This window comes from Nostoc sp. PCC 7524 (assembly GCF_000316645.1).
Taxonomy (GTDB): Bacteria; Cyanobacteriota; Cyanobacteriia; order Cyanobacteriales; family Nostocaceae; genus Trichormus.
Map to the genome: position 1 here is coordinate 3022123 of NC_019684.1, position 19980 is coordinate 3042102.

Below are 19980 nucleotides of genomic sequence, written 5' to 3' on the forward strand. Positions count from 1 at the left end.
GGGACGGACAGCCCGTCCTTTGTATGTTTGGGCAGGCAAGATGCCTACCCTACAAGAATTATCTCTTAATTCAGTAACGCCGTTATCAGAACCCATGACACAAGACACCAACTGTGGCAAGATATCTGCAACTCATTACAGGAACATTGGCAATTATGAATCCAGTGCGATCGCTGCTGCAAGTTTTTGGCAGTCGCAAGATGGCAGCTTTACTATTACTCGGTTTTTCCTCTGGTTTGCCATTATTTTTAACCAGTAAAACCTTACAAGCTTGGATGACTGTAGAAAAGGTTGATTTAACAGCCATCGGGTTATTTAGCCTTGTAGGATTACCTTATTCATTGAAATTTCTCTGGTCGCCGTTGTTAGACTGGTTGAAACTGCCGTATTTGGGGAGACGGCGCGGTTGGTTAATTACCCTGCAAATAGGGTTATTGATGGCGATCGCTTGCATGGCTTTGCAACAACCCAAACAAGCATTACAATTTTTAGCTATCAACGCTGTAGCGATCGCATTTTTCAGCGCCAGCCAAGACATCGCCGCCGACGCTTACCGCACCGATGTTCTAGATAAATTGGAATTGGGCGCTGGTGCAGCCGTTTTCGTTTTAGGTTATCGTATTGCCCTATTGCTGACAGGCTCTCTAGCACTGATACTAGCTGATAGCATCCCTTGGTCATCAGTTTATTTATTGATGGCAGGTGGTATGGCAATAGGGATTATAGGAACCTTATTTGCACCAGAACCAGAAGATACTCGCCCACCAGAATCTTTAGCAGCCGCCGTCATTTTGCCCTTTGGAGAATTCTTTCAACGCCAAGGTGTAGTCTACGCAGTGTTAACTTTGCTGTTCATCGTCCTTTATAAACTAGGCGATGCCTTCGTTAACAATATGTCCACACCCTTCCTGCTGCAAATTGGATTCACTCAAACCGACATAGGCGCAATTCAAGGAGGCATGGGACTAATTGCTACCATTGTTGGTACTCTAGCAGGGGGAGCAGTTTTGAGTAACATTGGACTCAATCGCTCACTTTGGTTGTTTGGTGGACTACAAGCAGTGAGTAACTTAGCTTACTTATTACTGGCTCAAGTTGGTAAAAACTACCAAGTGCTAGTGCTAACTATTAACATCGAAAACTTTTGTGCTGGTTTAGGAACAGCCGCCTTCGTGGGCTTTTTAATGAGCCTGTGTAACCAACGGTTTTCTGCTACTCAGTATGCTTTACTCTCCAGTTTCATGGCTGTTAGCCGTGATATTTTAGTTGCCCCGGCTGGTTCACTAGCAAAAAGTACGGGTTGGCCTTTATTTTTTGTGATTAGTATTGTAGCCGCAGTTCCAGGACTGCTGTTATTACCATTTTTTGCCCCCTGGAACCCAAAACCAGTGGCAGTAAATAGACCAGGACTTGAGCCAGAAGATGAGGATTTATGGGAAACCAAGTAATAATTCTGATTGGTACACTTATTCTCTTACTCACAGGGTTGTTACTTGGGTATGTTCTTTCACAGTTAGTTTTAGGTTATTTAGCCTTTAACCTGCTCACATTTTTCGGAACAGTCAGCCTGATTTTAATTTTTGGTACACTCTACTACGTATTGTTCTGGCAGTTAAAGCGAGAACAAACCCAAGTATTGCGAGAACCAATTTCTCAGCCTATCAATGAGCCTATTAATGAAGAAGTACCTGAGAGCCAGGACTATCTTAAAAGCCAACTCATTGCTAGGTTATCTGGCGATGTAGCAGCCGCAGAACGCCTAATTGAGCAAGCTAAACAGAGATATCCAGGAATGCCCGAAAATTGGTATTCTGAGCGAGTTCTCGATGACTTAGACCGTGATACCCGCTAATTCTGGTGACAGGTGATAGGTGACAGGTTACAGGTTACAGGTTACAGGTTACAGGTTACAGGTTACAGGTTTAAAAGCCTTTGATGGTAATGGTTTTATGATTTACTGATGTCCTAATCTCATTGGCTTCAGCTATAAATGTCTAAAACTTAGTCAGCAATGCTTAAAAATAGGTAAAATTAAGTCAAGTAAAATTCACAAATCTTTAATTAGATTTTTACTCCAGACCCAAAGCGATCGCAACCAAAAATATGGCTATATTTCGTCAGTACATTGCCCCCTTGCTTGTCGTCATAGTATTCATCATTGCGCTAGTAGCAGTCAGCGCCAGAATATTTTTACCCTCCGACATGGCAGCACCAGCGCCGATTGAAGAGGTGGGAGTAGGGAGTGGGGAGTTGGGAGTAGGGATTGGGGGATGAGGGGGATGTAGCTTGCTTCCCGTAGGGTGGGGGATGAGGGGGACAAAGTGAAAAAATGACTACTGACTAATTTTGAATTTTGAATTTTGAATTTTGAATTATTAATACCGGGCTACTATATTCGTCGCGGTTCTACGTTAGAGCGATCGCTGCTAGTCAAATTTATGCAGCGCACCTACCAAGACTTATTTCCTACACAAGATTTTGCCCATCTAGCTAGAACCGTTGAGCAATACTTATCCAAAGATACCCCCTTGTGGTGGGTAGATTTTTTAGGCGAATCTACATCTCCCCCCACTCCCCCATCCCCCATCGCCTGTCTCTGGGTGGGCAATGCCATAGATCAAGTCACCGGCAACCGCCATGCTCACATTTTTTTACTTTACGTCGTCCCAGAACATCGACGACGGGGTATTGGTACAGCCTTGATGCGCTATGTAGAAAATTGGGCAATGCAAAGAGGCGATCGCCAAATCGGATTGCAAGTATTTCAATCCAACCAAGCCGCATTAAACCTCTACAATCAGCTAGGTTATCAAACTCAATCCCTCTGGATGTTAAAGCAACTGGATAGGCAATAGGCAATAGGCAATAGATTAGTTTTATTCTCCTCTGCCGCTCTGCCTCCCCTGCCTCCCCTGCCTCCCCACTCCCCACTCCCCATTTCCACATTCACTGCAATGAGAGGGATGAGAAAGTGTACAATGATTTAACCCATAAAAAATAAAGCTTTAATAAATTAGTACGGGGGGTTATATAGATACCACTCCGACTTATAGAAGAAATATGTATGACGAAGAAGACCTAAGCCTACTCGATGTCGAGGAAGAATTAGAAAGCCCCTTAGATAAACTAGAGCCAATCACGGCTGAGTCAGAACTACCTAAACCTGACCCAGACGAAATGCTAGCCCTGTTGGAAAATCACCAACCACAGCAAAGGATGCTGGCGGCTCGTGCTTTTTGTGATATTGAAGACTCACGCGCTACACCCCATCTCATCCACTTATTGACTGATACCTGTCCCTTAGTGCGAGTGAGTGCAGCCTATGGCATTGGCCGCAATCCCAGTGCCGATGCGGTGGAACCGTTAATTACTCAACTCAATCGCGACTGGAACGGCTATGTACGCAAAGGCGTAGTTTGGGCTTTAGGCAACTGTCGCGATCGCCGTTGTTTAGCGCCTTTAGCAGACGCTTTAAGAACCGATATCTCCGCCGTTCGTCTTTGGTCTGCTAGCGCCTTAGCACAAATGGCAGAAGTCGGTTATGAAGCAGTTTTAGGTGCAATACCACCCCTAATTGAAGCCCTAGTCCAAGATCCAGTAGCAGCAGTCAGAAGCAACAGTGCTTGGGCGATCGGTCAATTGTGTAAAGAACTACCTTCTAATGTAGTTTATGCCACAGCGATCGATGCCTTAATTCAGTCCTTTGCCGAAGACAAAGACCTAGGCGTACGCGAAGATGCCAAAGCCTCGCTATTAGGTGTAGGCGATCCCAGAGGCTTGCAATTGATTGAAACCTTAGAACAAGAAGGCTGGTTTTAAAGGAGATTGGGGACTGGGCAGAATCAAGACAAAAGTCACAAGTCAAAATTAAAGAATACTTGGGAAAAAATCTCCCTTGCTCCTCTGCTCCCAACTCCCAACTCCCCACTCCCCACTCCCTTCTACTTACTTTCCGGTGTAGGCTTAACCAAATTCAAATCATAGGGGCGTTCTGTATCATCTTCACCTAGATATTCGCCATTTTGAATTTCTAGAATTACTAAAGGAATAGATCCTGGGTTTTCAACTTTATGCAGCGTTGCAGATGGAACATAAGTTGATTGATTACGCCCTAGTAATACTTCCTCATCTCCACAAGTTACTTTAGCAACACCAGAAACGACAACCCAATGTTCATTACGGTGATAATGTATTTGTGGTTTAATACCATGTCTCGGCTTAATTTCAACGCGACTAATTCTATAGTTTTCCCCTTCCTCAATCACCTCCACGTTACCCCAGTAACGTGCGCCTGAGTGTGAGGAAGACTCATTGGCTGTTAATTGCTCATTATCGTCATTGTGAGTCATAACTAATTTTTTTGAGCTACAAGAATATTAATGTTTTCCAGAAAACTAATTCAAACCAGAGAAAACTAAGAGCAAGCTACAGAAAAATTATAGGCAATAGGAGATAGGTAATAGGCAATAGGCAATAGTTATTCTCCTCTGCTCCTCTGCTCCTCTGCTTCCCCAATCCCCAATCCCTAACCCCCTGTATACTGAATCCGATAAATGCGATTATTGGCTTCTTCTGTGACTAATAGACTACCATCAGGCAACACAAGTAAACCCACAGGTCGTCCCCAAGTGGTTGGGACAGAGGGATCGAGCAGAAACCCAGTTAGAAAGTCTTCGTAGTAGCCTTGTGGTCGTCCTTGATTATTAAAGGGAACGAAAACAATTTTATAACCAGTACCGCGATCGCGGTTCCATGAACCCCGAAAAGCTACGAAAGCACCGTTACGATATCTTTGGGGAAAGGTGTCACCATCATAAAATTGCAACCCCAAAGCGGCTGAATGGGCTTGAAATAAAACGTCTGGGTTGAGGGTACGGGCTGCTAAGTCTGGACGTTTACTTTTATTGTTGGTTGTTTGCCGTGGATCAAGGTTGTTGGGTTTGAAGTAAGTATAAGGCCAGCCATAAAATTCTCCCTGACGAATCCGCGTCAGGTAGTCTGGAACCAAATCATCACCAATGCCATCCCGTTCATTCACAGTGGTATACAGTTCTTTGGTGACTGGGTGAAAGTCTAAACCGACTGGGTTACGTAAGCCGAAAGCAAAGGTTTGCTGCTGGGAACCGTCTAAATTCATCACCTGAACTGAAGCCCGTGGTAATTCCTCCTCGTCCACATTAGAACGGGAACCTACAGAAACATAAAGTTTGTTCCCATCCGGTGATATTACTACGTTGCGTGTCCAGTGCTGATTGTAACCACCGCCAGGAAGATCAGCTATTTTTTGACCATTACCTGTTAGTCGTTGTTGCCCTTGGCTATAAGGAAACCGTACAACTGCATCGGTATTACCCAAAAAGAAGGAATTACCAGCAAAAGCCATCCCAAAGGGAATATTTAACCCATTTTCTCGACTAGCAAAAGTTTCACGAACATCAGCTACCCCATCGCCATTAGTATCCCGTAACAAACGAATGCGGTTTTGCCGAGTTTCTGTCACCAATACATCCCCACTAGGAGTTAAAGCTAACCAACGTGGTGCATTTAAACCATCCGCAAAAACATTGACGGTAAAACCTGATGGTACTTTTAGCGTCGGGTTTTTAGGAATGGGTACAACTTGAGGAGGTTTAGAAACACTTTCTGTAGCAAAGGGTGCAGGTAAATCCTGCAAATTGATGCGGATGGGTTGCGGTGAAAATGTTTCAGTAGTAATTACATTTTTCGCCTGGGTAGAACTCTGCGCTAACTGAGCCGCAGGAGTAGATGTTGGTAATGTGGAATTATCTAATGGGGTACGAGTTTGATTACAGGCTGCTGAGGTGAACAACCCAACCAGCAATAATAAACGTCCAGAGACATTCATGAAAGTAAAAATATATACACAATTTAATTAAAATAGAATCGAAATACAGTCATTGTCACCTCTCCAAAGTCCGATTTTAGAGCTAATCCGGCAATAGACTTGCTTGTACCTCTGTGTTTTAGTGCCTCTTTGGTTAAATTCTTAATTACCTATCCTAATGAAAACAAATTTTGTTCTATCATATTTTTGATATTATGGCTTACATTACTAGCCGTGTGGAGACAATCTAAAAGTAATTTATTAGCATCCCAATACTGTTGTAGATACTGATAATCTTGCTCAAGTAACTGCCAATCATAACCAATTTGGCGAGTACGAATCATGAGCGATCGCAATTCTTCAGTCCAAGCTTGACCATGAGTGTACCACCAGATTCTTAGTGTTTCTCTATCTTCCTGAGAATGAGGTAATTCACTGGCTAGTTCTTGCAAAGATGCTTGCAGAGATGGTTGATTAGCTAACAAATACTTCAAATCAAGGGACAGATGTAAAACCGCCAAGCGTTGAGAAAATATCTCAGCACTCATTGTCAGGCTGACAGCCAGTGCATAAGTCAATGCCAAATCTAATGCTAAATCTGCCACCAAGCTACCAGCAAGTTGATGATCTAAAGTTATGGCCAAATCTTGATTGCAAGCTAGAGGATGTGTTGGTGGCAAAGCAATTGTAAAATAAAAAGCTCGCACACTAGCACAGTGATAAGCAGCATCTACTTGAGATGCTTTTTGCTCTACCCATCGCATAAATTTATGTAATTGCTCATTCTGGCTAGGTATCTGATCAATGGCTGCTTTCATGATTGTGAATAAATCATCAGCAGGATTTAACATCCCCACACTCAGCAAAAAGACTTCTCGCCAGCGTTTTTCATGGAGATGATTGACAAATTCTAATAATGTTGTCGGATTAGCATTAGCAATAATTTCTCTAGCTGTAAAGTATTCCTGGAAAATTAAATGAGAAAAAGAATAAATTCCTCTTGCTCGTTCAATTAATAAGCCATGCTGAAGTTCAATTGCTCGTAAAACTGCGGCACTTTCTATTTCTAAAGCATCTGGATCAGTATTAGCATTGGGTAAACTAGATAAGTAATCCGCAATTAAATACTGAATTTTCGCTGCGGTAATAAAGTAATTACCTTGATGGAAGCTAATTGCAGCGATATAACTCAGTAATTTAATTTTATGTAGTAAAGACAGATTGCGATAAACTTGATCTCGCTTGATTCCCCTGGCTTCATCCCAGCGTACTAATAACAAATCCACAGCTTGTTTATAAAGTTCAGAATGGTTGCTAGGGAAATCTTCTCCAGACTGAAACACTAAGCAGGTGAGATTTAATAAAATCGGTGTGGTTGCTAATTCTAGAATTTGAGCATTTTCAGCTAATTCTAGTTTTTGCATAAATTTATGTGCTAACGTCTGCGCTTGTACTGGGGAATTTTTTGTAACCGTCAAAAACCATTTATGGGCAAATGCAGCAATTTGCGCTTTATTAAAATCAGCAATTTCTACGGCTGTAAAACCAGAAAAATTAAAACTCTCGGCAGCGAGACGACAACTAATAATTATTTTGTTTTTATAGAATTTATCAATAAAATTCCGAATTTTATTAACAATAACTTCTGATGCTTCTCCAATGACTTCATCTAAGCCATCTAATAAAATTAAAGCTCTACCATGAGAGAAAACTGTAGCTAGTTCTGTCTCTGTAATACCAAGATTGATAAAATAATCATAGATATAATTAAATAAACTCAGTTGCTTACAGCTTCTATAATCTTCAACAAAGTTCTTTAAATTGATAAAAATTGGTAAATAATTTGGTTGAAAAATCCCTTGATTGCAACTAATAGCAATTGATTGTAAAAATGTAGTTTTACCGGAACCTGGTTTACCTAGCACTAAAATTTGAGAATATTTTCTGACAGCCTCTAAACCAGTAATGCGTTCTTGGTATACTTTGCTGAAACCAGAATGGTTAACTTCATAAGACTCTAGCCTTTGTAAGTCAGTAATTTCTAGCCATCTTTTGCTAGTAATTTCTTCAAAAATATTGACATCAATATATAAATCATTAAGATTAATAGGCCGGGCAATATCCAAAATATGCAAAGTGCCACACTGAGCTTGAATTCTCTCATGGTGTACATAGCGCAACTTTTGTACTAAGACATCAATATCTAATGTGTGTGGTTCAGATATTTCTACAGATATAGAATCATCGAAAGCTGAGTGTTGAGCAATTTCTGAGGTGTCTAACTCCAACACAAAGCAGATATCATTAAAGACGTGGCGATCGACTGGTTTACCAGTAAAAAATTTCCAAATCGGTTGGCGCGTTTCTAAACCTACCTCAGTTGCCAAATATTCTTGTGTCCAACCTTTGCGCTTAAAAGCTTGTTTAGCTTTTTTTATCCCTTCATCCGATGCTTGGAGCGATCGCTTTGCCATATACTGTCACAAAACTATAACTTATTGTCAACAAGAACACAACTCATACAAGTTATACGCTAACTTCTACAAAAACCCAAGGCGATCGCATACATCAGTTGCAGATAATAGTATTTGAGTCAGCCAAATCTACATACCCAACAAGCTTACGGCATTACCCAAGCAAGCTATTGCCTCTTGAGCAATGCCTAAGCTTTTATTAAACTGACAAAAGAATTAGAAGCGCCAGGGGAAAGAAAATACTGACTAAGCACGCTGTTCAACGCCAAGCTACTGCTAACAGCACTCACCACTCACCACTTTAATGATGATTGCTGGTAAGTATTTTCACTCTGACGTTCCTGAGACGCACTCAAACAAGGTAACATTACCTGCACAACTGTTTTTTCTTGTGGCTGACTGTGAATTTTCAGTTTGCCACCATGTAATTCCGCCAGGCGTTTAGCAATAGTTAACCCTAATCCTGAGCCTTGTTGCTCATACAGTTTGCGTTCAAATTGGCGATAAGCTCCTAATTCTGCTATTTGATCTGCTGTCATACCACGACCTTGATCCATAAAAGATAAAACCAATGTATTGTTAATACATTGGCTGTTTACTTGAATTACACTACCTATAGAAGAGAACTTTACGGCATTATCAATTAATTCTTCCACAATTTTAGATATTTTCTCTGGGGATATTTTGATATGGCATGAACATAAATCTATTTGTAAATCTGCTTCTCGCTCGGCTTTTTTAACTTTTTCCGTAATTATATTAATTAGTGACAGCGTAGGAAATTTTGTAGTTTTGCTTTGTAGAATTTTAATTTGCTGTGGATCTGAGGCAATAATTTCTAGTTCTGCATACAATAAAAAATTCTGAATTAATCTCAATAACCGTTCACCTGAATAATAAATAGATTCTGCCATTTCCCGGATTGATTGCGAATCTAAAACATCACTGTCTTCCATCAAAATTTGTGAAAAGCCCAAGATGCCATTGAGAGGTGTTCGCATCTCATGGGGTAGAGATAGAGCAATACTATTCCTGAGATTATCAAGTTTCTTTTGAGTTTCCTGATGAATAGTTGTTTGTTTTTCTAATCTGCAAGCAATAGCAGCTAATAATTCATTTCTTGTAAAAGGTTTGATGATATAGTCATCTGCTCCCATTGCCATACCTTGACGAAAGTCAGTTTTGTCAGATTTAGCAGTAAGGAAGATTAACGGAATAATCGCTGTTGTCGGATTTTGACGTAATGTCTTTAATACTCCATAACCATCTAATTCTGGCATCATGACATCACAAATAATCAAATCAGGCATTTGTTCCTGAGCTAATTTCACACCAATTTGTCCATTCTCTGCGGCAATCAAGTTAAATCCTTCATTTTCTAAGAGTTCTAAAATATTGTGACGAACATTGATGTCGTCTTCAATAACTAAAATGCTGTTCATATTAATTGAAAAATTAAAAAGGAAAAAATTAAATTCTGATTTCAGTGATAATTGGTAATTATGAAATATTACCTAATCCCTACTCCCTACCCCCCATTCCCTACTCCCTTTCTCAAGCTAGATAATTGCTTATTATTCCACAAAAAGTTTTCAAAATCTTCTGCTGGTAATGACCGACTAAACAAAAAACCTTGCATAGCGTCGCAGCTATTTTCTCGTAGAAAAGATAATTCTGCCTCTGTCTCTACACCTTCAGCTACTACTCTCATGTTCATATTATGCGCCATTTCGATGAGAGCTTTCGTGATGGCGGATTTTTGATGATCGTGAGCGACATTATGAATAAAATAACGGTCAATTTTTAAGGTATTAACTGGTAGATTCTTCAGGTAAACTAAAGAAGAATAACCTGTGCCAAAGTCATCAATTGCAATTCTCACTCCTAGAGATTGCAATTCATTCATAGTAAAAATTGCATTATTTAAATCTTGCATAATCATACTTTCAGTTAGCTCTAACTCTAAGTAACTTGGTTCTAAATTGTTACTTTTTAAAGCATTAATAATGTTTTGAATCAAATCTGGATGATTAAATTCAATCGCAGATAAATTGATTGTAATGTTTAAATTATTTACTCCGTCTGTATGCCATTTTCTAATTTGATTACAAACATTTGATATTACCCACTGACCAATAGGGATAATTAAACCTGTAGACTCTGCTAATGGGATAAATTCTGTGGGCTTAACTAAACCTAATTCCTGACTTTGCCAACGTAATAGACTTTCAGCAGCTACTATTTTTTCAGAGGCAATATCTACTATAGGCTGATAATGGATTGCAAATTCTTGAAATTTTTCTTGTTTAATAACACGATGTAAGCTCATTGTTATCAATTGTGTTTGAGGAGATGCAGTTTTAATGGTGGACTGATTCAGTAAATACTTTTTTAAAGTTGATTGTCTTTCTAAACGATTCATAACTGCACTCAATAATTCCGCTCGCGTAAATGGCTTTGTTAGATAGTCATCTGCCCCCATATCCATACCTTGACGGAAGTCTGCCTTAGCGGATTTAGCTGTTAAGAAAATGAAAGGAATTGTGGCAGTTAATGGTTCTTCACGCAATGCTGTCAACACACCGTAACCATCCACTTCTGGCATCATCATGTCGCACAAAATTAAATCAGGAAATTCTGCTAAAGCCAAATTTATACCTATTTTGCCATTAGCTGCTGCCACAGTTTCAAACTCTTCAGCTTCTAGTAAATCTAGAATATTTTCCCGTACAGATTCTTCGTCTTCAATTACTAAAATTTTAGTCATAGTTTACCTCATTTTATATGTAATTATTCAATGGTAAATTAACAGTAAACAATGTACCAAATCCTTGATTACTTTTTACATGAATTTCACCTTTATAAATATCTACACATTTTTTAACAATTGCTAGTCCTAAACCAGTACCTACAATATTGCCTACATTTTTGGCACGATGAAAAGTTTCAAATAAATGGGGTAAATCTTCTGCTGGAATGCCAATTCCCTGGTCTTGAATTTCAAATATGACTCTTTCATGCAAGCAGTTCAGAGAAAAATTGATATCGCTGTTTTCAGAAGAATATTTAATGGCATTAGAGAGTAAATTGCTCAGAATATGCCCTAGCAATTTATCGTCCATGCAACATATAATGGATTCGCGATCGCTCACAAAATGAACTCGTTGATGAATCAGATTCACTTGGATTTCTGCTACCACATGACGGCAGTATGCAACTAAATCAAATTGTCTGGGTGTGAACTCTAGTTTTCCCGCTTCTGCCTTGCCAATTACCAACACATCATCTAACATCTCAGTCATACGCTTAACAGCAGATTGAATCCGATGTAAGTGTGTTAGTTGTTTTTCCTCTGTCCATCGGTGACGGTAGTGTTCGAGTAACTCCGAAGAAGACAAGATGGTACTCAACGGTGTGCGAAATTCGTGGGAAGTCATAGACACAAACCGAGATTTGAGTTCACTGAGTTCTTTTTCTTTCTCTAGTGCTACTGTGATTTCTTCTTCTAATTGCTTGCGCTCTGTAATGTCTGCTGTGTAGCCAACCAATTCTATGGCGTTACCTATGTCGTCCCTAACTACCTTACCTTGGTCATACAGCCAACGATAAGTCCCGTCTTGCTGTAAAAACCGATATTCTAGTTTGTATTCCCCTTGTTCTAAAACATTGGTAAGTTGGGCAAACACGTTGGGTGAGTCTTCTGGGTGGATATAACTAGCCCAAAAGCAAGAATCTTCTGTAAATTGAGCTGCTTCATAGCCGAATACATCCCTAGCATTTTCACTGATGAACACCGCACCAAAATCACCAGCAGTTTTTCGGGCATAGATGACAGCTGGGCTAGATGTCAATAGATATTGCAGTCGCTGTTGACTGATTAGTAGTGCTGTTTCGGCTTGTTTACGCTGAGTAATATCTGTCTGAATGCCGATGTAATGGGTGAGTTTACCCGTAGCGTCATACACCGGAGAAATATTTAACTCATACCAAAACAGGCTGCCATCTTGACGATAATTTTGCAGAACTACACTACAACCTCTACCGACTTCCATAGCAGCATTGAGTTCTTCTAACCCTGGTTGATTAATATCTGCACTTTGGAATGAACGAAAATTGCGCCCAATTACCTCATCTGCTGAGTAGCCAGTCATTGATTCAAAGGCTGGATTAACATAAATAATGGGGCCGTTAGGGATGCTAGCATCAGCAATGATCATGCCATTATTACTAGCCGCGATCGCTCGATCACGCAGTCGTAAACCTTCTTCTACTTGCTTGCGCTGAGTAATGTCAGTATGAATACATACAGTGCCGATAATTTTACCACTAGCATCTTTAATGGCATCACAACGCAGGTAAACTGGCATCATCTTACCTGTGCGCGATCGCATCGTCACTTCCCCCCGCCAAGACTGACCACTATGAACACTATTCAGTATCTGGCGGCGTTCTAAAGACTGCTGAAAAATTATCCATCCTCCCCCAGCCGCCCGTAATTCATCTACGTCATAACCGTATAGATGCTTAAATGCTCGGTTAACATAAATACCATTTCCCATGATATCGCCGATAGCAACAGCGTCACTGGTGCTTTCTATGGCTTTGTGAAAGCGTAACAAAGACTCTTCGACTAATTTGCGCTCGGTGATGTCTGTTGATATGCCACACACCGCGAAAATCTCACCAGTTGAGTCTTTGAGAGGAAATTTGATAGATAAGTAGGTGCGTAAACTATCCGCTTGTGTGGTGATTTCTTCTACTTCTAGGGCTTGGCCAGTCGTTAGTACATGAGCATTATTCTTGGCGAATTCATCAGCGATATAACGGGGCCAAATATCATATATACTTTTGCTAATGATTTGTTCTTGAGTTAAATTCAGTAATTTTTCACCTTGACGATTGAGTAACAGGTATTTATTTTCAGCATCTAATACATGAATCACCGTTGGTGAATTATCTAGAATTGCCTGTAACCGCTCCTGCGTCTCCCTCAATACCATCTCTGCCTGTTTGCGAGCAGTGATATCTCTATCTATGCCTCTGTAGCCGCAAAATTTCCCCTGACTATCAAAGATTGGTACACCACTGGTTTCTAGAATCACTAAGTGACCATCTTTATGAACATTGATGTTCTCTAGACATTTAAATGGTTGTTGTGTGGCTACAATTGACTCAAAAACTTGCGTTACCCGCTCAACTTCTTCTGGTGGTAGCAATTCAAACGCACTTTTACCTATTAACTCTTGTGGTTCGTAACCTAAAATATCTCTGACTTTGGGACTGACATAGGTATAAATCACATTTTTATCAACTTCCCATACCCAATCACTGCTAGCCTCAACTAAGTTACGGAATCTTTCTTGGCTACGTCGCAGTGCTGTTTCAGTTTGTTTGCGTTGAATACCAAGAGCGATCGCATCGGCAGCAATTCCCAAAGCTTGGAAAGTAGATGCGCTTAATGCTTGGCGAGCAAACATGGCAATCACTCCCAATACTTCCCCCTCCACAATCAAGGGATAGCCAGCAAAAGCAACCATCCCTTCTTGCTTCGCCCACTCTTTGTTACTGACACGCGGATCATCCTGTACAGAGTTGGTGAGGTGGGGTTTAGCTTCTTGGGCAATTAAACCGATTTTGAATTCACCTACTGCTACACGCTGATGCTGCCCATTTATGTGGGTGTACATCCCGGAACTGACTTGTAACTCTAAGACATTCTCTTGTTTTTTTAGTAGCCAAATCCGCGCAAAAGCAGCATCTAAATGTTTGACTACAGCTGCGGTGCAGTGACGCATCAACTCTTGCAAACTCCAACTGTGGGTGAGAATGCCATCTACCTCCGCCCGAAAATCTGCTAACTGGATGCGCTCTGCTAATTCTTCCTGTGTGGATTTGTGATCATGGATATCTGTATTTGTGCCGAACCAATTGACTATGTTGCCTGCTGGATCTCGTAAAGGTACAGCACGGACTAAATGCCAGCGATAGATACCAGAACTCATTGTCAAAAGACGAAATTCCACTTCGTAATTTGCACCTGTAGCTAAACACTTACTCCAAGTTGCTAAACATATAGGTAGATCATCAGGATGTATAAATTTTTGCCATTGGCTATCTAGTATTTCTTCTAGGGTGCAGCCAAAGTATTCCAGGGTGCGGTGGTTGACATACTCAAGGGAACCATCTGGACGAGCAATCCACACTTGTTGCGGGATGGATTCTACTAAAAACCGAAACCGTTCTTCGCTGTTTGCTAGAGCTTCCTGTGTCTGCTGGCGTTCAGTAATATCTTCAAAAGTGCCGAGTACGCCAATGACATTACCTCCAGCATCGTGAAGTGGTACTTTATTCGTTTCTAACCAAATTTGTGTACCATCTGCTTGGTGTAGAGGTTCAATGATGCGATATTCAGGGGTATTGCTCTCCATTACCCTCATGTCACATTCTCGGTAACAGTCAGCATCGAGATGGTTGGGAAGTAAGTCGTAATCTGTTTTGCCGATAATCTCTTCTGGATGCTCCAAGCCTAGCATCTGGGCAAAGTGGCGATTACAGCCTAAGAACACAGAGTTTCTATCTTTCCAAAAAATACACTGGGGAACTGTATTCATGATTAGTTGCAACATTTGCTGAGATTGCCATAACTGCTCAGGTGCAACTGTATCTATTCCCGATACAAACTGCTGATTTAATGACTGTAAAACCAGGTTATGTTTTGCTAATTGCGTTTCTAGTTCTGGATTCACCTGCTGTGGGTTAACTGTTGCTTGCAATGCCTGACAAATACTTGCAGGTGTCACCGTTCCAAGCAATTGAGCTTGTTCGTCTACTACTAACAAGCAACTTGATTGATGTCTGTTGAATAATGAAAATACTGTAGTGATATTCTGCAAATTTGACAGTTTATAGCTAATAACTGTCGAATCTTGCATGACAGCAGAAATTGGAGTCTTTTGGTAATTAATGCCCGTAGCTACAAGTTTGACTACATCTTGATCTGATAAGTATCCTACTACCTGCGGATCTGTGACTATAACGATGCCAGTACCTTGTTCTGCCATTAGTGAAATTACTTCTGACACTGGTGTTTCCGGCTCAACCGTCAGTGGCGAACAGTCAATAATTGACATCAAGCATCGTAGCCAGAGAAGTTGAGGTGGTGAATACATAGATGATAATGATAGCTACTATTAAAGAATAGTTATCTAAAGCAGATGCCTTAGCTCCTGTGTAATATTTTGATGCTAAATAAATAATAATATCTGGCGTATAAATACTGTAAAGTTAGTATGAAGAAATACAACAAATAAATCTTCCCAATTTTACAGTGATAGAACCTGCTGTTAGTCGATGGGCAAAGCCCAGCCTTTCCTACGGTTCTCTACAAATAGGGCGATCGCTAGATATATTGGCTAAAACTACAAAAAATGTGAAATTTACAAATATTATTTATTTATTGGTCTGATTTTGACTATCTAACTTGAATCTTTGTTCACCATAACGCAACAACCTTTCTATCGCAGCTAAACGATTGTCCCAAGCTTTGACTTGGTAGGTATTATCCTTTCCTTGCTGACGCATCCATACCCGAAACTGAGTTTGAAAGCGTGTTATAGCGGCTCGTGTTGTTAGCAATTTACTTGTAGAAGGTGCAGCCGCTAACTGATTTAAAGCATTTTTAACTACTTCTGCTTGATGATGAAACTCTAAAATTTTTGATGGCGATATTTGCAGTTTTTCCTTTTGCAACACCAACTGCCATTCTCGTTGTAAAGCAATGTAACGTGTTACAGCAGAATTAAAAGGATGACGATGAGGAATAGGTTCGCTAATTGCAGATGGCACCTGTCCTTGAGTATTACTAAACAATTGATGTAGTTCGTTGTTTAAATTTTCTGCGGCAAACAATGCGTAACCACTGACTTGTAAATCTCTAATTAGTTGCAGTTGATCAAATGCTCCCATTGTTGGTAAAGACAGCAAACGAATTCCTGGTACTAATAAAGTAGAACCTAATTGAGTCGAAGCTATCCAAGGTTGTGCTAGGGTTTGAAATCGCACAGTATCTTGGGCATAAGTCATGGGAATAATTAAATCTATGTCCCCTCGTCGCGCCCAAACTTCCCAATGTTGTTGTAGCTTCTGGATGCGTTCGGCTTCTGGTAGGGGAAATACCGCCACTGACAAAATTAAATTAGTTCGTTTTTGACGCAACATTTGGGAGACTTGAGCCACAAAACTATCCACTTGCTGAGTCCGAAATGCTGTCCATTGCTGCCACAATTGGACTTGAGCGGGAGTAATACTAATTGGGTCTACACCTGTCAATTGTTGGAACTGCGCTCTTGCGGCTTTACCATAGCCATAGGTGCGTCCTGCACTGGGATCTTGAAAGGGATAGCGGATGTAGTCTAGCTGTAAGCCATCGACCTGATATTCGGTAACAATCTCCTCGTATAGCTTGAGTAAATATTGCCGCAATTCGGGATTAGCTGGATCAAAAAAGGGCTTTGTCTGACCGATGGGAATAGTATTCCCTTGTTGATCATTGTTAGCCCAATCAGGATGAGCCGCCAGCACAGGCCCTGGATAATTAGTATCCAGGTTCAGTAGTTGATTATGACGCTGATTACCAGCCGCAAACACCCAAACCCAAGCGTGTAATTCCATCCCTCGTTGATGGGCTAATTTCACCCCAGAGGCTAGGGGGTTCCAATCCCGAATTAAGGGGTTTTGCTGCGGTGCAACTCGGCTGGGATAAATGGGATAACCAGCATTGACAGTTTCAAAAAAGATAGTATTAATTCCCGCTTGTGCTAGCCGATCAAAAATTTTCGCCAGTCCTTTTTCGCTACCAGCCCGGACTATTGTGCCTCTATCTAACCAAACTGCGCGAATTTCTGCGGTAGCTAATCTCCTATCAGTAGGAAACTGTTTCCATAAATTTGTTCTCGCTGCTAGCCATTGTTGACGCGCTAGCGCGTAATTTTTATTAGCTATTAATCTGGGTAAGTTTTTGGCTACTACTCTAGCTTGAGCTAATACTTGCTCTTTGTTGGCTGTAGGTGCGCCAAATCTAGTAGCCACCAATTGTGTATCTTCTCCCTTGAGAGAGTGAGATTGATTGGTGCTAGGTGCATTGGCTGATGCCGCTAAATGGGCGCTTTCGATTCTACCAATCAGATTGTCTAGCTGTTGTTGCATAGCAGCTACTTCACTCTGATTAATCGGTGTATTGGAATTAGGGAGAACATCCCAACGTACTGTTTGTTCTAGTTGATCGATGGCTTCGTCTTGTTTGGGGGGAGTGGGGATTGGGGAGGAGCCACTGCGTTGGGCGGCTATGCCGACTTGTAGCAAGTGGCGTTGGGGATTGGGGATTGGGGATTGGGCATTGGGGGAAGTGGGGCAGTTTGGGGCGGTGGTGGTTGGGGTTTGGTTGCTATTTGCTGGGGTTGATAGATGACGATTGAGTGAGGCTTTTAACCAAGCAATATCTAATTCGGCGGTGGAGGCTGCATCTGTTCCCCAGCGCCAACCTAATAAGGTGGAACGCTCTGTTGATACTACGGCCGCTGGATTATCTTGGGCATTCCAGACAGCAATAACTTTTCCATCACTATCATTGGGAACTAAAACGCCGCCATGCACTTGACCAAACAGCCCATTTTGGGTGAGCCAGTTTGGTATTTTGGTTTTCGGTGGGTTGAGCTTTTGTGTATCTTTCAGGCTAAATCCCCAATAGCTGCCTAAAAGATTTTTGAGTAACTCCCGGACTCCGGGGGCTGACAGACTACCTACAGGGCCGCTAGCAATCAAGTTACCGCCCTTGTTCATCCATGTTTGTAAAGCGATCGCTTGGGCTGGTGTTAATGTTTCAATATTGGGTAAGAATAACAGTCTGCGATCGCCCCAATCTGCAACACTCCTCACATTAGACAGGGGCAGCACACAATACGGTACACCAATTGTCTGTAAGCGTTTGGTAATTCCTGCCCAATGTTGGGCATTTTCTTCACTCTGTACTACGCTCAGTACAGGTGCTGCCGTTGCTGGTTTTACTATCTGAATAGGCAAAAAAATACCAATAATAAATTGAGCCGTGAAAATGAAGAATCTCTGATTTTTCAATGACAATTTTAGATTTTTTTTCTTGTGTTGTCCCTGATTCTTCACTACTACTCACTCCCCATTTATTATTTCTTTATTATTTATGAGGCAGTATACCAATAATTCACCTCCGAAGAATGACTGATATTTAACAATCAATCATTCACGCCTCACTAATACAGGTTTTGATTAGTTCTTCTACACCTGCTACTGGGAAAATTTTTGTCTGTAATTTCTGACCTACTTCCGCAACACTGATATCATCTAGAAACACTAATTCCCCATATTTAAGCATGACATTTGGTAGCAAAATTCCTGCACCTAAATCTTGCCCTTGTAGATTTAAAAGTAAGTCATGTCCTGTAATTAAGCCTGTTACACTAATAGCTTGTCCCCAATAATCACTATTGAGAGCTTGCATATTTATTTCTAAACCTGTAACTGCATTCAAGCGTTTGACAATGGGTTGAAAGGCTTTTTCGACTGCATTACCCACAACCCAAGTTAATTTTTTAGGATAGGCAATTTTTGCAGGCAATAATTCCGCCGCCGCTATTTCAAATTGTTTAATAAATAAGCGAATTGAACCCACACCATTTTCAATTTGTGGATACTCTTCGTATTCAGATTCACTGGGTAAATCTGCCCCAGCAATCAAAAACCATTCATCAGCTAACCAAGCAATATTAGAGCCAGATTTTTGGCGAAATTCTCTTGTTAGTAATCGTACTTGGGCAATTACTTCTTGAGCTTTTTCTGGAGTTACAGGAATGAGTTCGTCTTGTTCTGGACGGAATTTGGTTAAACCTAATGGCACGACTGCCACCGATGCCACAGTAGGCACTTCACCAGTATAAAATGACGCTAAATCCCGTAGGGTTTGTTCCAGGTGTTGTCCATCATTTATACCAGGACAGACAACTACTTGAGCATGAATTTGCAAGCGTCTGGCTTGGAACCACCGCAACTGTTCTAAGATTTGTCCAGCACGCTGATTTTTGAGTAGTCTAATTCTGATGTCGGGTGCTGTGGCATGAACCGACACATACAATGGAGACAGGCGCATTTGTTCAATGCGTTGCCATTCCCTTTCCGGTAAATTAGTCAGGGTTAAATAAGAGCCATATAAAAAGCTGAGACGGTAATCATCGTCTTTTAAATACAAGCTAGAACGCTTACCGGGTGGTTGTTGATCAATAAAGCAGAATGGGCAACGATTATTGCACTGAATTAACCCATCAAACAACGCCGTCTCAAATTCTAACCCCAGGTCTTCGTCGTAGTCTTTTTCAATTTCAATATAATGAGTCTTGCCAGAGGCATCTAAAACTTCTAATTCTATAAATTCATCTGAGCAGAGAAATTTATAATCAATTAAATCACGGGGCTGTGTACCATTGATAGCTGCGATCGCATCGCCTACTTCAAAACCGATTTCAGCTGCGATCGAGTCTGGTAATACTTTAGTAATTTTGGCAGGACGAATAGTAGACATGAGTCCAAAGTCAACACTCAATAGTCATTATTAAGAAGGCAGAAGGCAGAGGGCAG

13 protein-coding genes are annotated in these 19980 nt (G+C 41.0%); 5 read left to right on the forward strand and 8 right to left on the reverse strand.

All coding sequences use genetic code 11. From position 1 onward, the window contains the following. Window positions 1–155 precede the first annotated feature (155 nt). The 5 genes from NOS7524_RS12050 (at window position 156) to NOS7524_RS12065 (ending at window position 3819) form a co-directional block, all read left to right on the forward strand. On the forward strand, window positions 156–1448 hold the full coding sequence (locus NOS7524_RS12050) for an AmpG family muropeptide MFS transporter (protein WP_015138758.1): 1293 nt from the start codon (window positions 156–158) through the stop codon (window positions 1446–1448). Next, on the forward strand, window positions 1433–1852 hold the full coding sequence (locus tag NOS7524_RS12055; protein ID WP_015138759.1) for a hypothetical protein: 420 nt from the start codon (window positions 1433–1435) through the stop codon (window positions 1850–1852). Before NOS7524_RS12050 ends, NOS7524_RS12055 begins: the two co-directional genes overlap by 16 nt. A gap of 251 nt (window positions 1853–2103) precedes the next feature. Next, on the forward strand, window positions 2104–2274 hold the full coding sequence (locus NOS7524_RS29995; protein ID WP_015138760.1) for a hypothetical protein: 171 nt from the start codon (window positions 2104–2106) through the stop codon (window positions 2272–2274). Between the two features lie 86 nt (window positions 2275–2360). After that, window positions 2361–2855 carry a GNAT family N-acetyltransferase gene (locus tag NOS7524_RS12060; RefSeq protein ID WP_015138761.1) on the forward strand — a complete coding sequence of 165 codons (495 nt, stop codon included), beginning with the start codon at window positions 2361–2363 and terminating at the stop codon, window positions 2853–2855. 205 nt (window positions 2856–3060) lie between these two features. Further along, window positions 3061–3819: a HEAT repeat domain-containing protein gene (locus tag NOS7524_RS12065; protein WP_015138762.1), complete on the forward strand. Its 759-nt coding sequence runs from the start codon at window positions 3061–3063 to the stop codon at window positions 3817–3819. 122 nt (window positions 3820–3941) lie between these two features. Here the strand turns inward: NOS7524_RS12065 and NOS7524_RS12070 are convergent, their stop codons facing one another. From NOS7524_RS12070 to NOS7524_RS12105, 8 genes are all read right to left on the reverse strand, one after another. Further along, window positions 3942–4349 carry a phosphomannose isomerase type II C-terminal cupin domain gene (locus NOS7524_RS12070; RefSeq protein ID WP_015138763.1) on the reverse strand — a complete coding sequence of 136 codons (408 nt, stop codon included), beginning with the start codon at window positions 4347–4349 and terminating at the stop codon, window positions 3942–3944. Window positions 4350–4525: 176 nt separating this feature from the next. Next, window positions 4526–5866 (reverse strand): PQQ-dependent sugar dehydrogenase, encoded by a 1341-nt coding sequence (locus NOS7524_RS12075; protein WP_015138764.1) that lies wholly within the window; start codon window positions 5864–5866, stop codon window positions 4526–4528. Between the two features lie 149 nt (window positions 5867–6015). After that, on the reverse strand, window positions 6016–8319 hold the full coding sequence (locus tag NOS7524_RS12080; protein WP_015138765.1) for an NACHT domain-containing protein: 2304 nt from the start codon (window positions 8317–8319) through the stop codon (window positions 6016–6018). Between the two features lie 293 nt (window positions 8320–8612). Next, the gene (locus tag NOS7524_RS12085) at window positions 8613–9761 is read right to left on the reverse strand and encodes a hybrid sensor histidine kinase/response regulator (protein WP_015138766.1); all 1149 of its coding nucleotides are present in this window, start codon (window positions 9759–9761) and stop codon (window positions 8613–8615) included. A gap of 86 nt (window positions 9762–9847) precedes the next feature. Then, window positions 9848–11086 carry an EAL domain-containing response regulator gene (locus NOS7524_RS12090; RefSeq protein WP_015138767.1) on the reverse strand — a complete coding sequence of 413 codons (1239 nt, stop codon included), beginning with the start codon at window positions 11084–11086 and terminating at the stop codon, window positions 9848–9850. Window positions 11087–11099: 13 nt separating this feature from the next. Next, window positions 11100–15488 (reverse strand): PAS domain S-box protein, encoded by a 4389-nt coding sequence (locus NOS7524_RS12095; RefSeq protein ID WP_041555294.1) that lies wholly within the window; start codon window positions 15486–15488, stop codon window positions 11100–11102. Window positions 15489–15768: 280 nt separating this feature from the next. Continuing rightward, window positions 15769–18495, reverse strand: coding sequence for a glycoside hydrolase family 10 protein (locus NOS7524_RS12100; protein ID WP_015138769.1), 2727 nt, complete (start codon window positions 18493–18495; stop codon window positions 15769–15771). 97 nt (window positions 18496–18592) lie between these two features. Next, the gene (locus NOS7524_RS12105; protein WP_015138770.1) at window positions 18593–19924 is read right to left on the reverse strand and encodes a TIGR03279 family radical SAM protein; all 1332 of its coding nucleotides are present in this window, start codon (window positions 19922–19924) and stop codon (window positions 18593–18595) included. Window positions 19925–19980 lie beyond the last annotated feature (56 nt).